The sequence below is a fragment of the Qipengyuania sp. S6317L1 genome, assembly GCF_023015615.1.
Classification (GTDB): Bacteria; Pseudomonadota; Alphaproteobacteria; order Sphingomonadales; family Sphingomonadaceae; genus Erythrobacter.
On the sequence record NZ_JALKAJ010000002.1, the window covers coordinates 1,205,902 to 1,225,867 of the forward strand.

At 60.0% G+C, this 19,966-nt stretch carries 19 protein-coding genes; 12 read left to right on the forward strand and 7 right to left on the reverse strand.

The window, feature by feature from the left end; all coding sequences use genetic code 11:
- Positions 1-10: 10 nt before the first annotated feature.
- Positions 11-877, reverse strand: a complete 867-nt coding sequence (locus tag MWU38_RS07185; RefSeq protein ID WP_247271124.1) for a hypothetical protein — start codon at positions 875-877, stop codon at positions 11-13.
- 15 nt (positions 878-892) lie between these two features.
- Positions 893-1,624 carry an alpha/beta hydrolase gene (locus MWU38_RS07190; RefSeq protein WP_247271125.1) on the reverse strand — a complete coding sequence of 244 codons (732 nt, stop codon included), beginning with the start codon at positions 1,622-1,624 and terminating at the stop codon, positions 893-895.
- Between the two features lie 85 nt (positions 1,625-1,709).
- Here MWU38_RS07190 and MWU38_RS07195 point away from each other — a divergent pair, with 85 nt between their 5' ends.
- Both MWU38_RS07195 and MWU38_RS07200 read left to right on the forward strand, forming a co-directional pair.
- The gene (locus MWU38_RS07195; RefSeq protein ID WP_247271126.1) at positions 1,710-3,386 is read left to right on the forward strand and encodes an alkaline phosphatase D family protein; all 1,677 of its coding nucleotides are present in this window, start codon (positions 1,710-1,712) and stop codon (positions 3,384-3,386) included.
- Positions 3,387-3,435: 49 nt separating this feature from the next.
- Positions 3,436-3,741, forward strand: coding sequence for a hypothetical protein (locus MWU38_RS07200; RefSeq protein WP_247271127.1), 306 nt, complete (start codon positions 3,436-3,438; stop codon positions 3,739-3,741).
- 123 nt (positions 3,742-3,864) lie between these two features.
- Here the strand turns inward: MWU38_RS07200 and MWU38_RS07205 are convergent, their stop codons facing one another.
- Genes MWU38_RS07205 through MWU38_RS07215 form a run of 3 tightly spaced genes read right to left on the reverse strand, consistent with a single transcriptional unit; the run spans position 3,865 to position 4,657 of the window.
- A complete protein-coding gene (locus tag MWU38_RS07205; protein WP_247271128.1) occupies positions 3,865-4,059 on the reverse strand; it encodes a helix-turn-helix transcriptional regulator in 195 nt (64 codons plus the stop codon).
- Positions 4,056-4,478, reverse strand: a complete 423-nt coding sequence (locus tag MWU38_RS07210) for a hypothetical protein (RefSeq protein ID WP_247271129.1) — start codon at positions 4,476-4,478, stop codon at positions 4,056-4,058. Before MWU38_RS07210 ends, MWU38_RS07205 begins: the two co-directional genes overlap by 4 nt.
- On the reverse strand, positions 4,478-4,657 hold the full coding sequence (locus MWU38_RS07215) for a hypothetical protein (protein ID WP_247271130.1): 180 nt from the start codon (positions 4,655-4,657) through the stop codon (positions 4,478-4,480). Before MWU38_RS07215 ends, MWU38_RS07210 begins: the two co-directional genes overlap by 1 nt.
- 357 nt (positions 4,658-5,014) lie before the next feature.
- Between MWU38_RS07215 and thrS the strand changes: the two genes are divergently transcribed.
- Both thrS and MWU38_RS07225 read left to right on the forward strand, forming a co-directional pair.
- On the forward strand, positions 5,015-7,015 hold the full coding sequence (gene thrS, locus MWU38_RS07220; protein ID WP_247271131.1) for a threonine--tRNA ligase: 2,001 nt from the start codon (positions 5,015-5,017) through the stop codon (positions 7,013-7,015).
- Positions 7,016-7,018: 3 nt separating this feature from the next.
- Complete coding sequence (locus MWU38_RS07225; protein ID WP_247271132.1) at positions 7,019-7,777, forward strand: sulfite exporter TauE/SafE family protein; 759 nt, start codon at positions 7,019-7,021, stop codon at positions 7,775-7,777.
- A gap of 12 nt (positions 7,778-7,789) precedes the next feature.
- Here the strand turns inward: MWU38_RS07225 and MWU38_RS14915 are convergent, their stop codons facing one another.
- Together MWU38_RS14915 and MWU38_RS07230 are read right to left on the reverse strand one after the other, a co-directional pair.
- Positions 7,790-7,924, reverse strand: a complete 135-nt coding sequence (locus MWU38_RS14915; RefSeq protein ID WP_281494565.1) for a hypothetical protein — start codon at positions 7,922-7,924, stop codon at positions 7,790-7,792.
- 36 nt (positions 7,925-7,960) lie between these two features.
- On the reverse strand, positions 7,961-8,938 hold the full coding sequence (locus MWU38_RS07230; protein ID WP_247271264.1) for an agmatine deiminase family protein: 978 nt from the start codon (positions 8,936-8,938) through the stop codon (positions 7,961-7,963).
- A gap of 109 nt (positions 8,939-9,047) precedes the next feature.
- Between MWU38_RS07230 and glnE the strand changes: the two genes are divergently transcribed.
- From glnE to MWU38_RS07270, 8 genes are all read left to right on the forward strand, one after another.
- A complete protein-coding gene (glnE, locus tag MWU38_RS07235; protein WP_247271133.1) occupies positions 9,048-11,771 on the forward strand; it encodes a bifunctional [glutamate--ammonia ligase]-adenylyl-L-tyrosine phosphorylase/[glutamate--ammonia-ligase] adenylyltransferase in 2,724 nt (907 codons plus the stop codon).
- A 4-nt stretch (positions 11,772-11,775) separates the two neighbouring features.
- Positions 11,776-12,249 carry a peroxiredoxin gene (locus MWU38_RS07240; protein ID WP_247271134.1) on the forward strand — a complete coding sequence of 158 codons (474 nt, stop codon included), beginning with the start codon at positions 11,776-11,778 and terminating at the stop codon, positions 12,247-12,249.
- 6 nt (positions 12,250-12,255) lie between these two features.
- A complete protein-coding gene (locus MWU38_RS07245; protein ID WP_247271135.1) occupies positions 12,256-13,047 on the forward strand; it encodes a ferritin-like domain-containing protein in 792 nt (263 codons plus the stop codon).
- A gap of 274 nt (positions 13,048-13,321) precedes the next feature.
- Positions 13,322-13,939, forward strand: coding sequence for a M23 family metallopeptidase (locus tag MWU38_RS07250; protein ID WP_247271136.1), 618 nt, complete (start codon positions 13,322-13,324; stop codon positions 13,937-13,939).
- Between the two features lie 302 nt (positions 13,940-14,241).
- The gene (locus tag MWU38_RS07255) at positions 14,242-15,774 is read left to right on the forward strand and encodes an acyl-CoA synthetase (protein ID WP_247271265.1); all 1,533 of its coding nucleotides are present in this window, start codon (positions 14,242-14,244) and stop codon (positions 15,772-15,774) included.
- A 3-nt stretch (positions 15,775-15,777) separates the two neighbouring features.
- Positions 15,778-17,067 (forward strand): cytochrome P450, encoded by a 1,290-nt coding sequence (locus tag MWU38_RS07260; RefSeq protein ID WP_247271137.1) that lies wholly within the window; start codon positions 15,778-15,780, stop codon positions 17,065-17,067.
- Between the two features lie 360 nt (positions 17,068-17,427).
- Positions 17,428-18,069: an OB-fold-containig protein gene (locus tag MWU38_RS07265; protein ID WP_247271138.1), complete on the forward strand. Its 642-nt coding sequence runs from the start codon at positions 17,428-17,430 to the stop codon at positions 18,067-18,069.
- 136 nt (positions 18,070-18,205) lie between these two features.
- Entirely contained in the window at positions 18,206-19,963 is a 1,758-nt protein-coding gene (locus tag MWU38_RS07270) for a flotillin domain-containing protein (protein ID WP_247271139.1), read from the forward strand.
- Positions 19,964-19,966 lie beyond the last annotated feature (3 nt).

Below are 19,966 nucleotides of genomic sequence, written 5' to 3' on the forward strand. Positions count from 1 at the left end.
TTGGCCTCCTTCAAGCAGGTTCAAGCTGCGCCAGATAGCCTTGCGCGGTCAAGGCCTCCGGAGATTGGGGAGCGGTGTCGATCACCGATTGCCAGCTTGTCCGAGCCGCATCCTCGCGGCCCGACAGCACGGCGATCACGCCCGCCTCAAGCCCGATGGGCGCGCTCATATCGGCGTTCACGGCAGCAAGTTCGCTGGCCTGTTCGATCGCGGCCTGCGCTTCGTCCAGACGTTCGAGCCTGCGCAACAGGGTCGCCTTGAGCAGCCATGTGGCGGCTTCCCCGGGCGCCAACTGCGCCGACAGCTCAAGCTCGGCGAGCGCCTCTTCAGGCCGTTCGAGCGTCACCAGAACCCGCGCAAGATCGCTTGCAACGATAGCCTGCATGGGCGCCGACGCGGAGGCCTTGGCGTGGGCTTTGGCGGTGGTGAGGATCGCCAGCGCGCCTTCGGGGTCGCTATCGGCAACAGCGGCATTGCCTGCCATCGCGCCAAAGCGCGCCTTGGTGCGCGGTTCGTCATCGGGGACCTCGTCTCGCGCCGCGGCAAAGGCAGCTCGCGCATCGCCCCACAGGCCAAGCTCGGTTGCAGCAAGGCCAAGACAATGGTTGGCAAGGATGCGCTGGCGGCCAAAGGTTTCATTGCGGCGAACCTGCGCCAAAGTGTGCGCGCGCGCGGCCTCGCCGGGCAGGAACGCAAGGCATTTGGCAAGCCACACCGTGTCGGGATTGTCCTCGACCCCGCGTTCAAGCGGATTGTCGCGCGGGTTGCGTTCAGGGCGGTTCACCAACTCGTCCGGCGGGCCCATGTCATTGCCGATATGCGGGTTGGGGCCGACCTGAAGGGCAAGCGAAAGCAGGATGGGGGAGATCAAGTCCAAGGGTTTGTTTTTCCGTCAGTAAAAGCTGTCCACCTGCGCCAGAAGCTGAGCGATGTCAGCCTCGCGCGAGAGGCGGTGGTCGCCGTCCTTAACAAGGGTCACCTGTACATCGTCCGAACGAAGCGCCGCGGCGAGTTTGATCGAAATCGCCCAGGGCACGTCGTCATCGCGCTGTCCGTGAAGGAGGCGGACAGGGGCATCAATCCCGATCTCGCTCAATAACCGCAAATGCTCCTGCGCATCGGCGTAAAAGCCGGGATACGTGGGCGTTGGTTCGGGACCATAGGGGTTCTCTTCAAGCACAACTTCGCCTGCGATCAGCTTGTCGCGCTTGTCTTCGCCAAAGCCCCAGACGGTGAAATCGGGGGCCGAGGCGATGCCGATGACGCCAGCGAGCCTCTCGCCCAATGCCTCGCCCACGAGCAGCATCAGCCACCCGCCCATCGACGAGCCGACCATCAGCACGCGCCCTTCGACGTAAGCGTCGATCAGCGCCATGACTTCGTCGCGCCAGCGCGACAATTTGCCATCGGCAAAGTCGCCCGAACTTGCCCCGCAGCCCGAATAATCGAGCAGGAGACACGAGCGCCCCCGGGCCATGGCCGCGTCAAAGATCGCTGTCGCCTTGCCGCCTGCCATATCGGACATATAGCCGGGGAGGAAAACGAGGGTGGGGCCTGCACCTTCATGGTGGCGAAAGGCGATCCGCCTCCCATCGCCCATTTCGTGAAATCGTATTTCGCTCATGGCGCTTTTCTTGCCCACACAAGCACACTTGGTGCAAGTGTTGTCATAAAGCTGACCCGTAAGATCAGCACAGGAGAGAGCCACTATGACCAAACCATCAAGATCAGGCGGCTCACCCGCCGCAACGCACCCGGTATCGCCAGCGGTCACCCGCCGCGGTATTTTCGCCCTCGCCGGGGCTTCGGCCGCAGCTGCCGCGACGCCTTCGGTCGCGCACAGCCATGGCAAAGGCTTCACCCACAGCGTTGCGAGCGGTGAACCGGGCGCAAACAGCGTGCTTTTGTGGACGCGCTTTGTCGGGGATGAGGCAACCACTCTCCAATGGCAGGTAAGCGAAACGCAGGACTTTACCGATCTCGTGGCAAGCGGCGAGGTCGAAGCGTCTGCTGGCCGTGACTATTGCGCCAAGGCCACCGCTTCGGGCCTCTCGCCTGACCGCTGGTATTTCTATCGTTTTGCCGCACCTTCTGGCGCGACCTCGCCGATCGGCCGCACGCGCACATTGCCCACCGGCCCGACCCCCAGATTTCGCATGGCGGTTTTCTCCTGCGCCAATTTCGGCTTTGGCTATTTCAACGCCTATGCTCACGCAGCCGAGGCAAACGATGTCGATATCGCGGTGCATCTTGGCGATTATATCTACGAATACGGCGGCGACACCTATCCTTCCAAGGATCAGCGCCATCCCGAGCGCAGCGTTGCTCCGGGCACGGAGATTGTCGCGCTTGCCGATTATCGCCTGCGCTATGCCTCCTACCGCGCTGACCCCGATTTGCAGCGGCTTCATCAGGTGCTGCCCATGATCGCGGTGTGGGACGATCACGAAAGCACCAATGACAGTTACAAGGACGGCGCGCAGAACCACCAGCCCGAAACCGAGGGCGACTGGGAAGTGCGCAAGGCGATTGCCAAGCGCGTCTATCGCGAATGGATGCCGGTGTCGGATGAGCCGTATGCCGCTTACGATGTGGGGGATCTGGCAACCTTGATGCGGATCGACACCCGGCTTGAGGGGCGCGATGAACAATTCAGCCATGGCGGCATTATCGCTGGCAAGGATAGCCCCGAGGCGATGGTCGAAGCTCTCACCGAATTCCGGACCAGCGAATACATCAACCCGGACCGCCAATTGCTCGGCCCTGCGCAAGAGGCATGGCTCGCAAGAGAACTTGGCAAATCAACCGCGCGCGGCGCCACATGGCAGGTTCTGGTCCAGCAGGTGTTGATCGGGAAACTCTCCGCGCCAAAAGGGATTGCGGGCTTGCTCGGCGATGATGTGCCTGACTTTGCCAGAGCGCGCCTTACCGCGGCAGCCATGGCGGCAGAGGCGGGCGTTCCGCTCAACATGGATGCCTGGGATGGCTATCCCGCAGCGCGCGCCCGCGTGTTTGAAGCTGCACAAAAAGCCAATGCCAACCTCGTCGTGCTCGCCGGTGACACGCACAATGCCTGGGCATTTGACCTGGCGCACGAAGGCGCGAGCGTGGGTGTTGAGTTCGGCACTTCCTCGGTCAGCTCGCCCGGATTTGAAAGCTACCTTTCCTCTGTTCCGCCCGCGGTCCTCGAAGGGGCGCTGGTCGGCGCGAATAAGGAATTGAAATGGGCCGACACATCGCAGCGCGGGTATATGGTGATCGAAATGACGCCGCAGGCCGCAACCAGCGAATGGCGCTTTACCGCCAGCACGAAGAGCCGTTCGGCTCAGCTTGTCGGAACAAAGTCTCTTACCACCCTGAAAGGCGAGCGGCGACTGGGCGGATAATGGAACCAATTGCGTGTTTCCATTGTAGGTTAGGCAAAGGAGACACGAAATGCTTAACAAGATTATCGGAGCCAAGATCGGCAGTACTATCGCGAAGAAAGTGACGGGGTCGAACAGCACGACCGGCGCCATGATCGGGGCCGCTGTCCCGTTTGTGATCAGCCGGGTGAGCATTCCGGCTATGATCGTCATGGGCGCAGGCGGCTATGTCGCCAAGCGGATGTATGACAAGCGCAAGGCGTCGAAGTCCGAAGCCAAGACAGCAAACGAGCAAGCCGACGTCGATCCGGCGCAAACCCGCCCTAATGGCGCAGCAGCGATTGCAGCGCAGCCAGTTCCGGCAGGAGTTTCGTAGTGGGGGCATCGTAAGAGCTCACGCAAACACAGATAACGAACAAGGGGCGGCACCAGCGTGTCGCCCCTTTTTGTTTGGGTTTGGTGGGGCAAGGTGCATCTGCGACGGCTCGCCTGCCTCGCCTTATGCGTCTCTTTCGAAAATCTCTTCAATCGTCAGTTCAAACACATCGGCAATCGCAAAGGCCAGCGGGAGCGATGGGTCATAGCGGCCCTTTTCAATCGCATTGACGCTCTGGCGCGAGACGCCGAGGCGGTCGGCCAGATCGGCCTGGCTCCAGTCACGCATCGCGCGCAGAACTTTAAGGCGGTTCTTCACCAGAGGTTCCCCCAGTCGCCAAGCGTGAGCTTGTTATAAAGCGCGCCAAATCCAAGGCCGATGAACCAGAAAAACGCAGCGCCAAAGCCGCCGTTACTCGCGGGGGCAAGATCGAAGTTCTGCAGCCACTGCCAGATGGTGACGATGGTCAGGCAAAAGCCGGTCGCGAACAGGCATTGGCGCACGACCAGCATCCTCAGATATTCGTCGCTCTCCTCGGTGAGATAGCGCATGACTGCCCAGAACACCCCGATCAGCGGCAGCGCGGGCGCAATGGCAAGCGCATAGGCAAGCGGCCCCTCGACCTGCGCGTTTTCAAACGTCCATTTGGCCGTGAACAAAACCACCAGATAGAGCGTCATGAGCGTCGCCACCCGCACGATGTATCGTTTGACCGCAGGATTTTTGGGGCTGCCCATTAATTGCAGGCCTTGGCGCGCGAACGGCGGCGACCCGTCTCGATCGATGCCCAGGCCGCGCCCACGAGCCCCATGGTGAGGCCAAAGCTGGCTTCGGTGCTGAACCCCATTTCGGTGGAAGAATAGGCAGCGACAAGGATCGCAGCGGCCCACAGCATGGCTTTTTGAACGGTGGTCATGGTCAAGTATCCTTTCGTCTATGGAAAGGGTGTTTGACATCGAGTCGGCCATTTGTCAAGCGTGCTTTCCATTATGGAAACCGACATTTCCCTGTGCGAGAGTGTTTCATCAACCAAAGGGGTGACTTGTTAACGTAACCGCCCTATCTGAACCGGCATGGCACTTCTGCTCACCACGACCACAACCACAACACCCACGGATAGCCGGGGGCGGTTGCTGTTGGTCTGAGCCAGCGATACCGCCGCCCGGTTTGAGGGCGGCGCGGTGTCTTCCCTCAAATCGGTTCAAACCCGAACACCGCTCTTTGCGCGCGCGACTTCATGCCCTAAAGCGCGCCAAACGACACGGAATTGACGATGACCGAACTTTTGAAGATCAGCCTTCCCGACGGCTCAGTGCGCGAGATGGAGCCCGGCGCGACGCCCTATGATGTGGCGGCCGCGATTGGTCCCGGCCTTGCGAAAGCGGCGCTGGCGGCGCGGGTGGACGGTGAAGTGCGCGATATTGGCCGCCCGTTTGATGGCGACGCCCAGCTTGCCCTGATCACCGCGAAAGACGAAGAGGACGCGCTGGAACTGGTGCGCCACGACTTTGCCCACGTCCTTGCCGAAGCGGTGCAAGCCTTGTGGCCGGGCACGCAGATCACCTTCGGCCCTGCGACCGATGATGGCTTCTATTACGACGTAATGGCGCCTGAAAGCCGCGAGCCTTTCGGCCTTGAGGACCTTCCCGTGATCGAAGAGAAGATGCGCGAGATCATCAAGGCGGACAAGCCTCTGGTGCGCGAAGTGTGGTCGCGCGATGACCTCATCGCAAAATGGCAAGCCGAGGGCGAGACCTTCAAGGCCGAGTGGGCGAAGGAACTGCCAGAAGGCGAAGACCTCACCGTCTATTGGTCGGGTGAACCCGGCAGCGAGGGCGCATGGCTCGATATGTGCCGGGGGCCGCACTTGGCCTCGACCGGTAAACTCGATCCGCAAGCCTTCAAGCTGATGCGCACCGCCGGCGCTTACTGGCGCGGCGACCAGAAGAATGCGCAATTGACGCGCATCTACGGCACCGCATGGCTCAATAAAAAGCAGCTGAAAGCGCACCTTCACCGCCTCGAAGAAGCGCAGCTTCGCGATCACCGCAAGCTTGGCCGCGAGATGGATCTCTTCCACCTTCAGGAAGAAGCGCATGGAAGCGTGTTCTGGCACCCCAAAGGCTATCGCATTTGGCGCGAGCTTGAGGCCTATATGCGCCGCAAGATGGACGGGTCCGGCTACCGCGAGATCAAGACCCCGCAAGTGATGGATGCGCGCCAATGGGAGCAGTCTGGCCACTGGGGCAAGTACCGCGAGAATATGTTCGTGATCCCGGACGAAGTGCCGAACACCGAGGATGAGGGCGACATCGTCTCCAAGGACGCGGAGTGGATGGCGCTAAAGCCGATGAACTGCCCTGCGCACGTTCTGGTGTTTAAACAGGGGATCACGTCCTACCGCGACCTGCCGATCCGTCTGGGCGAGATGGGCTGCTGTCACCGCAACGAACCGCACGGCGCGCTCCACGGCCTGATGCGTGTGCGTCAGTTTACTCAGGACGATGCGCATATCTTCTGCACCGAGGAACAGGTGGTCGAAGAGGTGCAAGCCTTCATCACGCTTGCCGACAGCGTCTACCGCGACTTTGGCTTTGATTATAAGATCAAGCTCGCCCTTCGACCCGAACAACGCTTTGGATCGGATGCGGATTGGGACAAGGCAGAGCAGGAATTGCGCGATGCGCTCACCGCCAATGGCCTCGAATGGGAAGAGCTTCCCGGCGAAGGTGCGTTCTATGCGCCAAAGCTGGAATGGCACCTCACCGATGCGATTGGCCGGACCTGGCAGGTGGGCACGATCCAGTCGGACCGCGTGCTGCCCGATCGCCTTGATGCGACCTATATCGGCGAGGATGGTGAGAAGCACCGCCCCGTGATGCTCCACCGTGCAATCTTTGGGTCTTACGAACGCTTTATCGGCATCCTGATCGAGCACTTTGCCGGTCGCCTGCCGGTGTGGCTTGCGCCGACACAGGCCGTGGTTGCGCCGATTGTCTCGGACGTGGATGGCTATGCGAGCAACGTGCTTGCGAAGCTCGAAGCCGCGGGCATTCGCGCCTCTAGCGATCTTCGCAATGAGAAGATCAACTACAAGATCCGCGAGCACTCCCTTGCGAAAGTCCCGCATCTTCTGATCGTGGGTAAACGCGAGGAAGAGGAGGGCACCGTCGCAATCCGCACATTGGGCGAGAAGGATCAGAAGGTCCTGCCGCTGGATGAAGCGATTGCGATGCTCACCGATGCGGCGAGCGCGCCCGATCTGAAGGCTTAAGGTTTGGACTTCTCCGCTGGGGAATTTCTTGCCGGGTTCAGTGCGGTTCAAATCGCGGTTGCGGTGGCTGCCACTTTGGGCGCAGCCTTTATTCGTGGGCTGACCGGCTTTGGCTTTGGCATCCTGCTGGTGCCGATACTCGCGCTTGCCCTGACCCCCGTTCAGGCGGTTCTGGCGATCAACATCATGGCGGGGCTTCTGGCCCTTACGGAAATCCGCATGATCCTTCGCGAGGCGGAAAGGAGCGCCTTTGTGATCGGCGCGCTTGTGGTGCTGGCAACGGCTCCGGGGCTGATGCTGCTCGATGCAACCCCGCAAAACCTTGCGCGGCTTCTGATCGCGCTCATCGCGCTTTCGGCCTTTTTCGCGATCCTTCTGCCCAAGCGCGGTGCCGCACAGCCGGGACCGCTTGCGACTGGGGCGGTGGGGCTTTCTGCCGGTGTGCTTACAGGCTTCGCTGCCATGCCAGGCCCGCCCGTGGTGCCCTATTACGTGGGCCGCGACATTCCGCGCGTCACCGCCAAGGCATCGATGATCGGCATATTTGGCCTCGCGGCGATGGCGGGAATTGGTTCGGGTGCGGCGATCGGCGTACTTGAATGGCGCATCGTCATATTGGGCGTTGCGCTATTTCCGCTCGTGATGCTGGGGAATTGGGTGGGCAGCCTCGCTTTTGGCAAGGTCAGCGATCCCGTCTGGCGGGCGTGTGTCGGCGTGGTTCTAGGAGCCGCAGCCCTTGCCGCGCTGGTCAAATTGCTTTGAGGCGGCCTGCAATCAAAGTGGGAGCGGTTGGCCTGCGAGGATCAGCGCAGCCGCGCAGCCAAGAACGATCACGCTGCTGAGCGCTTCGCTCTGACGAAGACGCAAAACATCATAGGTGCTGCGGGAAAGGGCAATTGCATGAGCCATAGCCCGGCACAATTGCCCCAAATTGCTAACGAAGCGTTAATTTGACGCTTTGAATGAGGGCATTTGCTGGCTCGCACAGTGAAATCCGCCTCCGCCGGCCAGGACGGCGCCAGCAGGAAGACCTATCGTCTCGCGGTCCGGGAAAAGCGCTGCGATCGCCTCCACGCCTGCGTCATCATGGGCCGAGCCAAATGTCGGAACGACCACGAGATGTGTCGTGATCGCAAAGTTGACATAGCTTGCCGGTTCAATCGCACCATCACGGGTAATCAGGCCGGGTGACGGGATGGTGATCACATCCACGCCAAAGTCCTGAGCGCGCGCCTTTGCATCGGCATAAATGCCTGCATTGGGATCATCGCTGCCGGTGGCCTCAGGCACCACCAAACGGCCCGGGCCGACAAAACGCGCAAGATTGTCGACATGGCCATCGGTGTGATCGTTGATGAGCCCGTCGCCCAGCCACAAGAAACGATCAAAGCCCAGCATCTGCTCAAGCTCCGCCTCGATTTGTTCGCGCCTCAAATGAGGGTTTCGATTGGGGTTCAAAAGGCATTGCTCGGTCGTCGCGGCAAGCCCGGTGCCATCACCATCGACGGCCCCTCCTTCAAGGATCATGGTGGAGGACATGACATCGAGCCCTGCATCGCGGGCAAGAGCCTCTCCGATAGTCTGATCGCCGGGCATAAGGTATTTCTCACCCCAGCCATTGAAGGCAAAGCGCACGGCAATCTGCCCATCAGAGCCCTCTACTACCAGAGGGCCCGTATCGCGTAGCCAGACGTCACCATAAACGCGCGGTTGCAGCGTCACCGCCTCGCTTGCCAGAGAACGGGCCCGCGCCTCGTTCGCTTCATCGCTCACGAGCAGACGCACTTGCTGCCCGCTCTCGGCTACGGCGCTTGCGAAGGCCGCGATCTGCTCTTGCGCTACATCCAGATAGCCTGGCCATTCCTCGGCCAGATGCGGAAAGCCGATCCAGATCCAGTCTTGCGGAGCCCACTCAGGCGGCATCCTCACAGCGTTCACACTTCACTCCCGGCAATCGCACTTGAGCCAAATTCGTGCGCGCCTCCTTACAGATGGCCTTGCGCCCTGCAAGCCGCTTCGCCAAGTGGAGGGTATGGCGAAGACAGGTGAGGCGGATTGGACAAACGCATTGGAGCGCGCGCGTGCGTTTGCGCCGTTTTTGTGTCGCGCCCTCGATCGCCAGCCAGAACTTGAGGCGCTGCTTGCCGCAGGCGATGGCGAAGGGGCGCTCCAATGGGCGCGCGCACGCGGCGAGCATGAGGATGCTGGCATCGCGCTTCGCCGTCACCGTCTGGGGCTCGCCACCGCACTTGCAATTGGCGATTTGGCGGGGGCTTTCTCCCTTGACCGGGTGATGCAGGAGCTGAGCGAATTTGCCGATCACGCGCTCGATAAGGCCATTCGCGCAGCGATTATGGACCGCACAGGCGACAATTGCACCGACGGCATGATCGCTCTGGCGCTTGGCAAGCAAGGCGCGCGCGAGCTCAATTATTCGTCCGATATTGACCCCATTCTGCTTTACGATCCCAAGACGCTGCCGCGCCGCGAAAAGGACGAAGCGGGAGAGGCAGCGCAGCGGTACGCCCGGCGCATCGTCAATCTTTTGTCCGAAAATACCGCTGAAGGATATGTCCTGCGGGTCGATTTGCGACTTCGCCCGGCCAGCGAAATCAGCCCGCCAGCGGTGTCCGTTTCCTCCGCTCTCACGCACTATCAGGGCCAGGCACTCGCGTGGGAACGTGCCGCCTTCATCCGCGCGCGCGCCGCGGCCGGCGACACCGCAAAAGGAGAGGCATTTCTCGCCGAGATCGCGCCATTCATCTGGCGTCAAAAGCTCGACTTTGGCGCGATCGAAGAGATCCGCGCTCTCACCCAGCGCATCCGCGCCGACAATGAAGGTTCCGACACTCCCGGCCCCGGCTATGACGTCAAGAAGGGGCGCGGCGGCATTCGCGAAATCGAATTTTTTGCGCAGACCCATCAGCTGATCCACGGTGGCCGCGATCCCTCCTTGCGCCTTCGTGGCACGCGTGCGGCGTTGGACGCACTGGCCGAAGCAGAGCGGATAGATCCGGAACATGCGCGAATTCTAGGCGAAGGCTATGACCGCTTGAGGATGGTTGAGCACCGGCTGCAGATGGTCGAGGACCGCCAGACCCATAGCCTGCCGCCGGGAGAGGCATTGGACCGCGTGGCGCGGCTTGACGGCATGGCGGATGGCGCTGAATTGGTGGATGAACTGACCCGGCTCACTGCGCAGACCGGCGCCATTTATGATGAGTTGATCGGGCAGGGGTCGCCTGCACCCTATCCCCAGCCAAAGCCGGAAATCCGCGCCCGAACCCTGGACCACATGGGCTTTGACGACGCAAGGGCATTGGCCCAGAGGATCGAAGACTGGCGCGATGGGCGCTACTCTTCGATCAGAAGTCCGCAGGCGCTTGAAGCGTTTGATCGTCTCCTGCCGCAGCTTCTTGATGCCATTGCGCATAGCGATGATCCGGAACACGCGGTCAACCGGTTCCAATCCATCATCGAGCGCACTCAGAGCGCGATCGAGCTGTTTCGATTGCTCACTGCCCAGCCTGAAATGATCGAGCGCCTCGTCAATGCGCTGACCCTCTCTTCGAGGATTGCGAATACGCTCGCTCGCCGCCCTGAAACGCTCGATGTGCTTTTGGAGCGGCAGCCGATCGATTTTGAAAACACATATGCGCATACGCTTGAGCAGCTTCGCGAAAGGCCAGAGCGCGATGACTACGAAGCAAAGCTCGATTGCATCCGGCAAATTGTTTCCGAGGCGCGCTTCACCTTGGAAATCAGCCTGCTTGAAGCCGAGCATAAACCATCACGTATCGCATCGGCGCTTTCCCATGTAGCGGAGGCGGCGATCACTGCTGCGGTTGAGGCCGCGCAGGAAGAATTTGCCCGCACGCATGGCCGAATAGATGATAGCGAACTGATGGTGCTGGGCCTTGGACGGCTTGGAGGCGGCGCGCTCTCGCCAGCGTCCGACCTCGATATGATTTACCTGTTCGAAGGTGAATACGGGGCCGAATCGGACGGAGAGCGACCGCTTGGCGCCACGCTATACTACAATCGTCTGGCGACCCGCGTGAACGCAGCGCTCAGCGTGCCGACCGCTCAAGGTGCGTTATACGAGGTCGATACGAGGCTAAGGCCGCAGGGCAATCAGGGGCCTCTTGCGGTTTCGATTGACGCTTTTGCCAAATATCAAAAATCCAGCGCCTGGACCTGGGAACATATGGCGCTCAACCGGGCGCGCGTTCTGGCCGGATCAGACGAAGCGCGCGCCAAAGTCGAACAGGTAATTGTTCAAACTCAATGCAAATCGCGTGATCCGGCGGTTTTGCGTGGTGATGTACTCAAGATGCGCGGCGACATGGCCGAGCATAAGCCCCCCAAGGGCGAGCTTGACGTCAAGCTATTGCGGGGCGGGCTTATTGACGTGGAGTTTCTCGTCCACTTTATCCAGCTGCGCGATGCGTCGAAGCTTGGCGGCGAAAACCCGAAGATGCTCTCACCCGATTTTGCCGAAGCAATTCCTGCTCTGATTGAACTGGGCCTGCTCGAACGGGAACTTTGGCCAGCCTATGATCTTTTAACCGACGTACTGGTCGCAAGCCGGCTGCTTGCCCCTGATCGCCAAGAGCCGCCTCCTGCCGCAGCGAATGTCCTTGCGCGCTCGTGCGGGTGCTCTAGCTACGCTGAGCTTTTGTCCAATGTCGCCGATGCGCGCGCATGTGTGGTCCGGCATTGGGCGATGAATTTTGAACAGAGTTTGGAGATTTGAACCCATGACCGATTTTGCAGGCCCCGGCGACGCGCTTCCCGATATCGCGATGGAGACCCCCGATGGCGGCACGGTGAAACCCTCAGATTATGCGGGCAAGAAGCTGGTGCTGTTCTTCTATCCAAAAGACAACACGCCTGGCTGCACGACTGAGGCAAAGGATTTCACCGCGCTCAAGGGCGAATTCGACGCAGCGGGCGTAGAGCTTCTCGGCGTATCCAAAGACAGCGCGAAGAAGCACCAGAACTTTATTGCAAAGCACGATCTGAAAACGCCTCTTGCGACAGATGCCGAAGAGAACGGGCTTTCCGATGCTCTGGGCATTTGGACCGAGAAGAAGATGTACGGCAAAACTTTCATGGGCATGGTGCGCACAACCTATCTCGTCGATGCGGACGGCAAGATTGCGCAGGTCTGGAACAAGGTGAAAGTGAAAGGCCACGCCGAAGAGGTGCTTGCAGCGGCAAGAGCACTCTAAAGCGCGATGCAGTCGGTTTCCTCTGCCATTCGCGCGGCGCTCCTGACAGGCGACCCCCGTGCCAAGTGCTTTGCGACCCGCGGTGTGGCGCGGCGGTGGCGCAAGGGCGAGCTCGCATTCGTGTTTGATGAACCGATGCCCGATCAGCCGGCGTGGCCCGACGAACCGGAGTTGCTGCCACCCAACAAAATGCCAAAGCGCGGCAAGTTCGGGTCAGAGCGGGCGCGCATCGCCTTATGGCACAGCCTTGCCCATATCGAATTTGTCGCGATTGACTTGGCGCTCGACATGGCCGGGCGATTTGGCGCCGAAATGGGCGAGGAGTTTGTCTCCGACTTTCTTTACGTCGCAGCCGACGAAGCGATGCACCACGCCCTGCTTGCGCGCAAATTGGAGAGTCTTGGAAGCCATTATGGCGCGCTTCCGGCCCATGCGGGATTGTGGGAGGCAGCGCACGAAACGCGCAATGACGTCGCTGCACGCTTGGCGGTCGTCCCGATGGTGCTCGAGGCGCGTGGGCTCGATGTTACGCCCGCCACGCTTGAGCGGGTCAAGGCTGCCGGTGATGAGCATGGCGCAAAGATATTGGCGCGCATCCTTGACGATGAAATTCGGCATGTCGGATTCGGCACCAAACACTTTTTGAAGGTCGCGCAAGAATCGGGTGAAGACCCCGCCGAGGCTTGGAAATCCCTCGTTCGCAGGCATTTCAGGGGGCCAGTTAAGCCACCATTCAACGACTCAGCGCGTCTTGCAGCCGGTTTATCGCGCGACTTCTACGAAGATGTTGCTCTTTAACGAATCGGCCCGATAACCCTTAGCTATCGAATTCAAGGCAGACATCTGCTTTACATTTGTGGACCACTCCAAGCGGGGCTTCGCACCCTTCATACGAATAAGAAAAGCAGTGGTTCCAAATTTTATTGGCGTGGGTTGCGTCAGATAGGACCGGGTCATTATGTACGCTTCGTTGCGAAACGTTTCAAAAGCCGCCACCGCTTTTTGCGGTGCGATAACTCTACTGATCGCGCCAAGTGCACACGCCAATTCTTCCGCAAACACCGCCGCAGATATGACCGCTCCTGTGCGCGAAGCTCAGGCTGAAACGCTCGCTAACGGTGATGAGCGTTTTCGCGAACTGTTCGCCAGCTGGACCTCGCTCGACAGCTTGAGTTCGTCCATCGACACCCCGCCAGTTGTGGTTGAGCGTCCGACCGTTTCGGTTCCGTCGCTGACCCCTGTAAACGGCGCGCGGATGAGCAGCAGCTTCGGGTATCGCAACCATCCGGTTCGCGGCGGACGCCGCATGCACAAAGGTGTCGATCTCGCCGCGCCAACAGGCACTCCGGTATATGCGACGGCTGATGCCATCGTTGATCTTGCCCGTTGGGGCCGCGGTTATGGTCTTTACATCAAGCTCGATCACGGCGCTGACCTCGAAACGCGCTATGCGCATCTTTCGCGCCTTGCGGTTGCGCCGGGTGACCGCGTCGAAAAAGGCGATGTGATCGGCTATGTTGGTTCCACCGGATGGTCCACCGGCCCGCACCTGCATTATGAGGTGCGCGTGAATGGGGTTGCAGTTGATCCAATTCACTATATGGTGGCGAAACGCGAAGACGTTAAACCTGCTGAAGAGCGCATCGAAATGATCGCTGGACGGCGCCGGGCCGGTGCTGGTGGGCAGTAAGTCTCGCGAACGAGTTTCCGCCGCTTAGTAAGCGGCACATGAAATACCCGCCTGGAAGCGGGTCGGACATTGGAGAGGGTGTCCGATATGGGCGGCGGGTTTTCCCGCCGCCTTTTTTCTTGTTTCCGTGAGTCACGGTGGTGCTCATTTCTCCTGCAAGGGGGCTCTCCTTCCAAATTGAGTTTATCTCACAAATCGCTTGAGCAGCACGACGCTTGCGTTAGGTTGCTAGAAGAGACTGTTCGCGCGGCCCCAGTCACACCTGGGACCGGTCAGCGACTGCGATGGAGAGAGAAATGAGCATGCACCCGATCGCCCACGCGGCGGCGCGTCCCGACCATCCTGCCGTCATAATGGCAGGCAGCGGTGAGCAGATCACATTCAAGCAAATGGATGAAGCCTCCAATCGCTTTGCTCAGCTGCTTCGTGACCGCGGCTTTGAAGGCGGAGATGCTTTTGGCGTCTTGCTTGAAAACCGGATCGAGTATTTCACTCTCATCTGGGGGTCACAGCGATGCGGGGCAATGTTGGTGCCGGTGTCGACCCGCCTGACTGCGCCGGAGATCTCTTATATCCTGCGCGATTCAGAGGCGAAGCTGCTCATCACCTCGACCGCCTATGCCGATGTCGTCGAGGGTATCAGGGCCGAGCTTCCCGATCTCGAGATTCTGGTCGCAGACAGCGGCGGCGACGATGATTTTGGCGCGGTCCTGCAAGATTATTCAGCGGACGCCATCCCGGTGACGAGCCCGGGTCAGGTGATGCTGTATTCATCGGGCACGACGGGGCGCCCCAAGGGCGTGCGCCCCGCGCCGCCAGCGGAACAGGATATTCAGGCGCCGGTCCCACTGATGGGTTTGGCCACCATGGGCGCAGGGATGCCTGCAGACGGGTCGATGGTCTATCTCTCGCCCGCGCCGCTTTATCACGCGGCCCCCATTGGCTGGGCATCAACCGCGCATCGCTTGGGCGGCACGGTTGTGGTGATGGAGAAGTTTGATCCCGAAGATGCGCTTGCCGCTATCGAGAAATACAAGATCACCGACAGCCAATGGGTGCCGACCCATTTCGTGCGCTTCCTCAAGCTCGATCAAGAGGTGCGCTCACGCTACAACCTGTCGAGCCACCAGCGCGCGCTTCACGCAGCTGCCCCTTGCCCTGTTCCGATCAAACAGGAGATGATCAAATGGTGGGGGCCGATCATCAATGAATATTACGCCGGATCCGAAGGCATCGGCATGACTCTGGTCAAGTCCGAGCAATGGCTCGAACACCCCGGAACCGTCGGCGTTCCGATCTATGGCAAGCTGCACATTTGCGGAGCCGATGGCGAAGAGGTTCCCGCTGGCACCGATGGCCTCATCTATTTCGAAAACGATCTTCTGCCGAGCTATCACAAGGACCCCGAGAAAACGAAAGAAGCGATGCACGCGAAGGGCTGGATGACCCTGGGCGATATCGGCCATGTGAATGAGGCGGGCTACCTCTTCCTCACCGATCGCAAGAGCCACATGATCATCTCTGGCGGGGTCAATATCTACCCGCAGGAGATTGAGAACCTGCTGGTTACGCACGACAAGGTGATGGACGCAGCCGTTATCGGAGCCCCGTGCCCGGAGCTTGGAGAGAAGGTGGTGGCTGTTGTCCAACCGATCGACATGGCCGATGCGGGCGATGCGTTTGAGGCTGAGCTTCGCGATTTCCTTGCGCCGAACCTTGCGCGCATCAAAATGCCCAAGCAGTTCGACTTCCGCCCCGATTTGCCTCGCGAGGCCAACGGCAAGCTCTACAAACGCGAATTGCGCGATGAATATGCTGCCAAGGCGGAAGCGTAAATCATGAGCGCGCCAGCAGTTCTTCCCGAAGAGACCGCCCGCCAGATCATCGCACCGACCAGCTATGGCGAATGGCACGGCATTCTCGACGTGTTCGACCGTCTTCGCGAAGAAATGCCGGTGGCGAAAGTCGTTGCCGAGGATGACAGTTTCGAACCCTTCTGGCTCATCACAAGGTACGAAGACGTGATGCGCATCTCGAAGGACAATCGGGCCTTCCTCAACAACCCCAAACCCGTGGTTTTCGCAACGCGCGAGGCCACCGCTTTCTCGCAGGCGGCGACCGGCTCTGACATGCTGGTCGACAGCCTCGTGGTGTTCGATGCGCCAATCCACCCCAAGTATCGCAAGCTCACCATGGACTGGTTCATGCCGCGCAATCTGGCAAAGATCGAAGCCGAGATCCGCAACCTTGCGCATCGCACGGTGGACCGGATGATCGAAGCAGGGCCCGAAGTGGACTTCGTCAAAGAGGTTTCCGGCCCCTATCCCTTGCACGTCGTGATGCAGATCCTTGGCGTGCCGGAAGAAGACGAGCCGCGCATGATGATGCTCACGCAGCAGATGTTCGGCGGGCAGGATGCTGACCTTTCGGGCACGGGCATGGAGAATATGAGCCCCGAACAAGTGCTCCAGCTGGTGTCGGGCGCGGTGAAGAGTTTTGAAGACTACTTCACCGCTCTGGCCGATGATCGCCGCGCCAACCCCACCGACGATGTGGCAAGCGTCATTGCCAATGCGCTCGTCGATGGAAAGCCGCTGCCGCCGCGCGATCTGGCGGGTTATTACATCATCGTCGCGACCGCCGGGCACGACACCACCAGCGCATCGACCGCAGGGGCAATGATGGCGCTTGCCAATGATCCGGAGCAGTGGGCGCGGGTCAAAGCGGACCGTTCGCTCCTTCCCGGCATTGTCGAAGAGGCAATCCGCTGGACCTCTCCTGTGCAGCATTTCATGCGCACGGCGGCCGAGGACGTTGAAGTGGGCGGGCAAGAGATAAAGGCGGGCGACTGGATGATGATCAACTATGTTGCGGCCAATCACGATCCTGCTCAGTTCGAGAACCCGCGTAAATTCGATGCCGCCCGCTCTCCCAATCGCCACCTTGCCTTTGGCGCAGGGGCGCACCAGTGCCTTGGCCTGCACCTTGCGCGGCTGGAAATGCGCATATTGTTCGAGGCGCTGCTGGACCGGGTCGAGAAAGTCGCGCCTGCTGGCGAGGCGAAGCGGTCAAACAGCACCTTTGTCGGTGGACTGAAGACGCTGCCATTGCGGATAACGCCCGCTTGAAAGGCGGCTTGGTTGAAGCGGGTTTAGTTGATGAAACACCTTCGTGGCGCAGGGCTTCAACCAATCAATGAACCAGGCCGGCCAAGACACCGTGTAGGAAATATCGGCCAAACACGCCGTAAGTAAGCTTCATATATGGTGAAGGATTTGCAACAATTCAAGGTGTGATGCGCAATATCTAATCACTATACGAATTATTGAAACAACATTACCGATTTTGCTGTCTTTTTCCAACAACATCTGTTAATACCACATTCACGGGATGCAATTGGACGCGCGCCGCTTTTTGTGAAGGTGGAGGCGTTTTTACGAGATCAATGTTCGTGAAGACCGCCTCCCTTTATGAAAGGAGGTGAGTTTATGACATTGCTAGAAGCCCACAATCTGCCTTTTGCCGGGGCGGCGATATTGCTGATCTTTATCGCCCTCGCGCAGCTTATCGGTATGGGCGACATTTTCGACGGTGCCGACGCCGATCTCGATGTCGACCTGGACGCTGATCTGGATGTTCAGGGCGGCGGCCTTATCAACTCGGCGTTGGCCCTTCTGGGGTTCGGCCATGTGCCCTTTCTGGTCTGGCTCGCGGTGCTGTTGTTCGCTTTTGCAGGCATCGGCGTTGCAATTCAGCAGACTTTGATCGGAACGCTCGGCGCACCCTTGCCCGGCTGGCTGGCCGCAATTGGGGCGGGGGCGGCTGCGCTTCCGGTGACGGGCGCGCTCACACGGCCATTGGCGCGCATCCTGCCGCAAGATGAAACCAGCGCGGTCGGATTGGGAAGCCTCCTTCGACGCGATGCTGAAATACAGATCGGCGAGGCGAGCGCAGGATCGCCCGCGCGCGCCAAAGTGATCGATGCCCACGGCCAGCCACACTTTGTCATGGTTGAGCCAAACGATCCGGAAACGACGCTTAAACAGGGCGAAACCGTCATGCTTGTGCGCCGCGAGGGGGAGACGTTTTACGGCGTGCAATATGAAAATCCGATGTTGGCCCTGAATTGATGGCCCTGAACTGATGACCCTGAATTAACGGTCCTGAACTAACGCGGTCATCAACAAAACCTGATCACGCGCTCAGCGGCAGCGTCCACGCACAGCCGACCGCCAAAAGCGCAAAGACAAATGCAATGGAGGGAATATGGAAAGCTTACTTGAAATCGCGATTTGGATTGGCCTGGCCTTTGTGGTCCTGCTCGTCATCTTCATCGTGCTCACCTCGCTCTACAAGCGCGCATCGAAAGAAATCGCCTTTGTGCGAACCGGTGTCGGCGGTGAGAAAGTCGTAATGAACGGGGGCGCGCTTGTGCTGCCCGTCTTCCACGAAACCATGCCGGTCAATATGAACACGCTGGTGCTCAGCGTGGTGCGCCGTGATGGCGAGGCGCTTATCACGCTCGACCGCTTGCGGATCGACGTGAAGGCGGAGTTTTACGTCCGCGTTCGCCCTGATGCAGGCGCAATTGCGATGGCGGCGCAAACGCTTGGCCAACGCACGATGCAGCCCGAAATGCTCAAAGACCTTGTCGAAGGCAAATTCGTCGACGCGCTGCGGTCTGTGGCGGCTGGAATGAGCATGAACGAGTTGCACGAACAGCGCGCCGACTTTGTGCAAAAGGTGCAGCAAGTGTCCTCGAACGACCTTGCGATGAACGGTCTGGAACTGGAATCGGTCTCGCTCACCGGTCTCGACCAGACAAGCATCGAGCACTTCAACGCCAACAACGCGTTTGACGCCGAGGGTCTGACCAAGCTCACCGAACAGATCGAGGCGCGCAAGAAGCTGCGCAACGATATCGAGCAGGACACCCGCGTCCAGATGGAGACGAAGAACCTTGAAGCGGATCAGCGAAGCTTCGAGATCAGCCGTGACACCGAGTATGCCCGGCTTGGCCAGGAGCGCGAAGTCGAAGTGCGGCGCGCCTCGCAAATGTCGGAAATCGCGCGCGAACAGGCAGAGCGCCAGCGCGAAGCCGATGCGGCCAGGATTGAGGCCAAAAAGCAGGTCGATGCGCAGCAGATCGAGGCCGACCGTCTCGTTGAAGAAGCTCGCATCGACCAGCAACGCGCCCTCGAAATCGCCCGTCAGGAGCAGCAGATCGAGGTCCAGAACAAGTCGCGCGAGGAAAGCCAGGCCAAGGCCGAGGCTGATGCCGCAAGGGCTTTGGCCGTGGCAGCGGAAGAGCAGGTTGTGACGTCGCGTGAGAGCGAGATTGCCGAGCGGAGCAAGAAAATCGAACTGATCGAAGCGACCAAGCAAGCCGAGCGTGACGCGATTTCGATCAAGGTCGAGGCGGAAGCGGAGAAAGACGCAGCGACCAACCGCGCAGAGGCCTCACGTCTCGAAGCCAAGGGTCAGGCGGATGCTGAAATCCTTCGCGCCGAAGCGGACCGTGTGCGCTTTGAAGTTGAGGCCGCTGGTCAACAGGCGGTCAACGAGGCGGCGAACATCCTTTCGATGGATCAGATCAGCCTGCAAACGAAGCTGGCTCTTCTCAAGGTGCTGCCGGAAGTCATCCGTGAAAGCGCCAAGCCGATGGAGGCCATCGATTCGATCAAGATCGTTCAGGTCGACGGGCTTACCAACAATGGCGGCGGTTCTTCCGGCGCGCCTGGCGCCAACGGCTCCGGAGGCGGCTCGGGAAACTTGGCAAGTGACGCGGTTTCCGCAGCGCTCGCCTACCGCGCTCAGGCTCCGGTCCTCGACGGGCTGATGAAAGAGCTTGGCCTTGATGGGTCATCGCTTGGCAGCCTTGCCCAAGGTGCAGCGGCGGAAGTCGCTCCTGCCAATGATCGGCCTGCAGACAAATCGCTCGCCGAGATCATGAGCGATGTCGCAGAACAAGTCGAAGAGGCCGAAGAACGCCACGGCAAAGATGAAGGCGAAGCGGCCGAGTAAACC

Bases quoted from the DNA above. Each gene is read 5' to 3' on its own strand.
- MWU38_RS07190 (WP_247271125.1), bottom strand. From the start codon at position 1,624: ATGAGCGAAATACGATTTCACGAAATGGGCGATGGGAGGCGGATCGCC.
- MWU38_RS07195 (WP_247271126.1), top strand. From the start codon at position 1,710: ATGACCAAACCATCAAGATCAGGCGGCTCACCCGCCGCAACGCACCCG.
- MWU38_RS07200 (WP_247271127.1), top strand. From the start codon at position 3,436: ATGCTTAACAAGATTATCGGAGCCAAGATCGGCAGTACTATCGCGAAG.
- MWU38_RS07210 (WP_247271129.1), bottom strand. From the start codon at position 4,478: ATGGGCAGCCCCAAAAATCCTGCGGTCAAACGATACATCGTGCGGGTG.
- MWU38_RS07215 (WP_247271130.1), bottom strand. From the start codon at position 4,657: ATGACCACCGTTCAAAAAGCCATGCTGTGGGCCGCTGCGATCCTTGTC.
- thrS (WP_247271131.1), top strand. From the start codon at position 5,015: ATGACCGAACTTTTGAAGATCAGCCTTCCCGACGGCTCAGTGCGCGAG.
- MWU38_RS14915 (WP_281494565.1), bottom strand. From the start codon at position 7,924: ATGGCTCATGCAATTGCCCTTTCCCGCAGCACCTATGATGTTTTGCGT.
- MWU38_RS07230 (WP_247271264.1), bottom strand. From the start codon at position 8,938: ATGCCGCCTGAGTGGGCTCCGCAAGACTGGATCTGGATCGGCTTTCCG.
- glnE (WP_247271133.1), top strand. From the start codon at position 9,048: ATGGCGAAGACAGGTGAGGCGGATTGGACAAACGCATTGGAGCGCGCG.
- MWU38_RS07240 (WP_247271134.1), top strand. From the start codon at position 11,776: ATGACCGATTTTGCAGGCCCCGGCGACGCGCTTCCCGATATCGCGATG.
- MWU38_RS07245 (WP_247271135.1), top strand. From the start codon at position 12,256: ATGCAGTCGGTTTCCTCTGCCATTCGCGCGGCGCTCCTGACAGGCGAC.
- MWU38_RS07250 (WP_247271136.1), top strand. From the start codon at position 13,322: ATGACCGCTCCTGTGCGCGAAGCTCAGGCTGAAACGCTCGCTAACGGT.
- MWU38_RS07255 (WP_247271265.1), top strand. From the start codon at position 14,242: ATGCACCCGATCGCCCACGCGGCGGCGCGTCCCGACCATCCTGCCGTC.
- MWU38_RS07260 (WP_247271137.1), top strand. From the start codon at position 15,778: ATGAGCGCGCCAGCAGTTCTTCCCGAAGAGACCGCCCGCCAGATCATC.
- MWU38_RS07265 (WP_247271138.1), top strand. From the start codon at position 17,428: ATGACATTGCTAGAAGCCCACAATCTGCCTTTTGCCGGGGCGGCGATA.
- MWU38_RS07270 (WP_247271139.1), top strand. From the start codon at position 18,206: ATGGAAAGCTTACTTGAAATCGCGATTTGGATTGGCCTGGCCTTTGTG.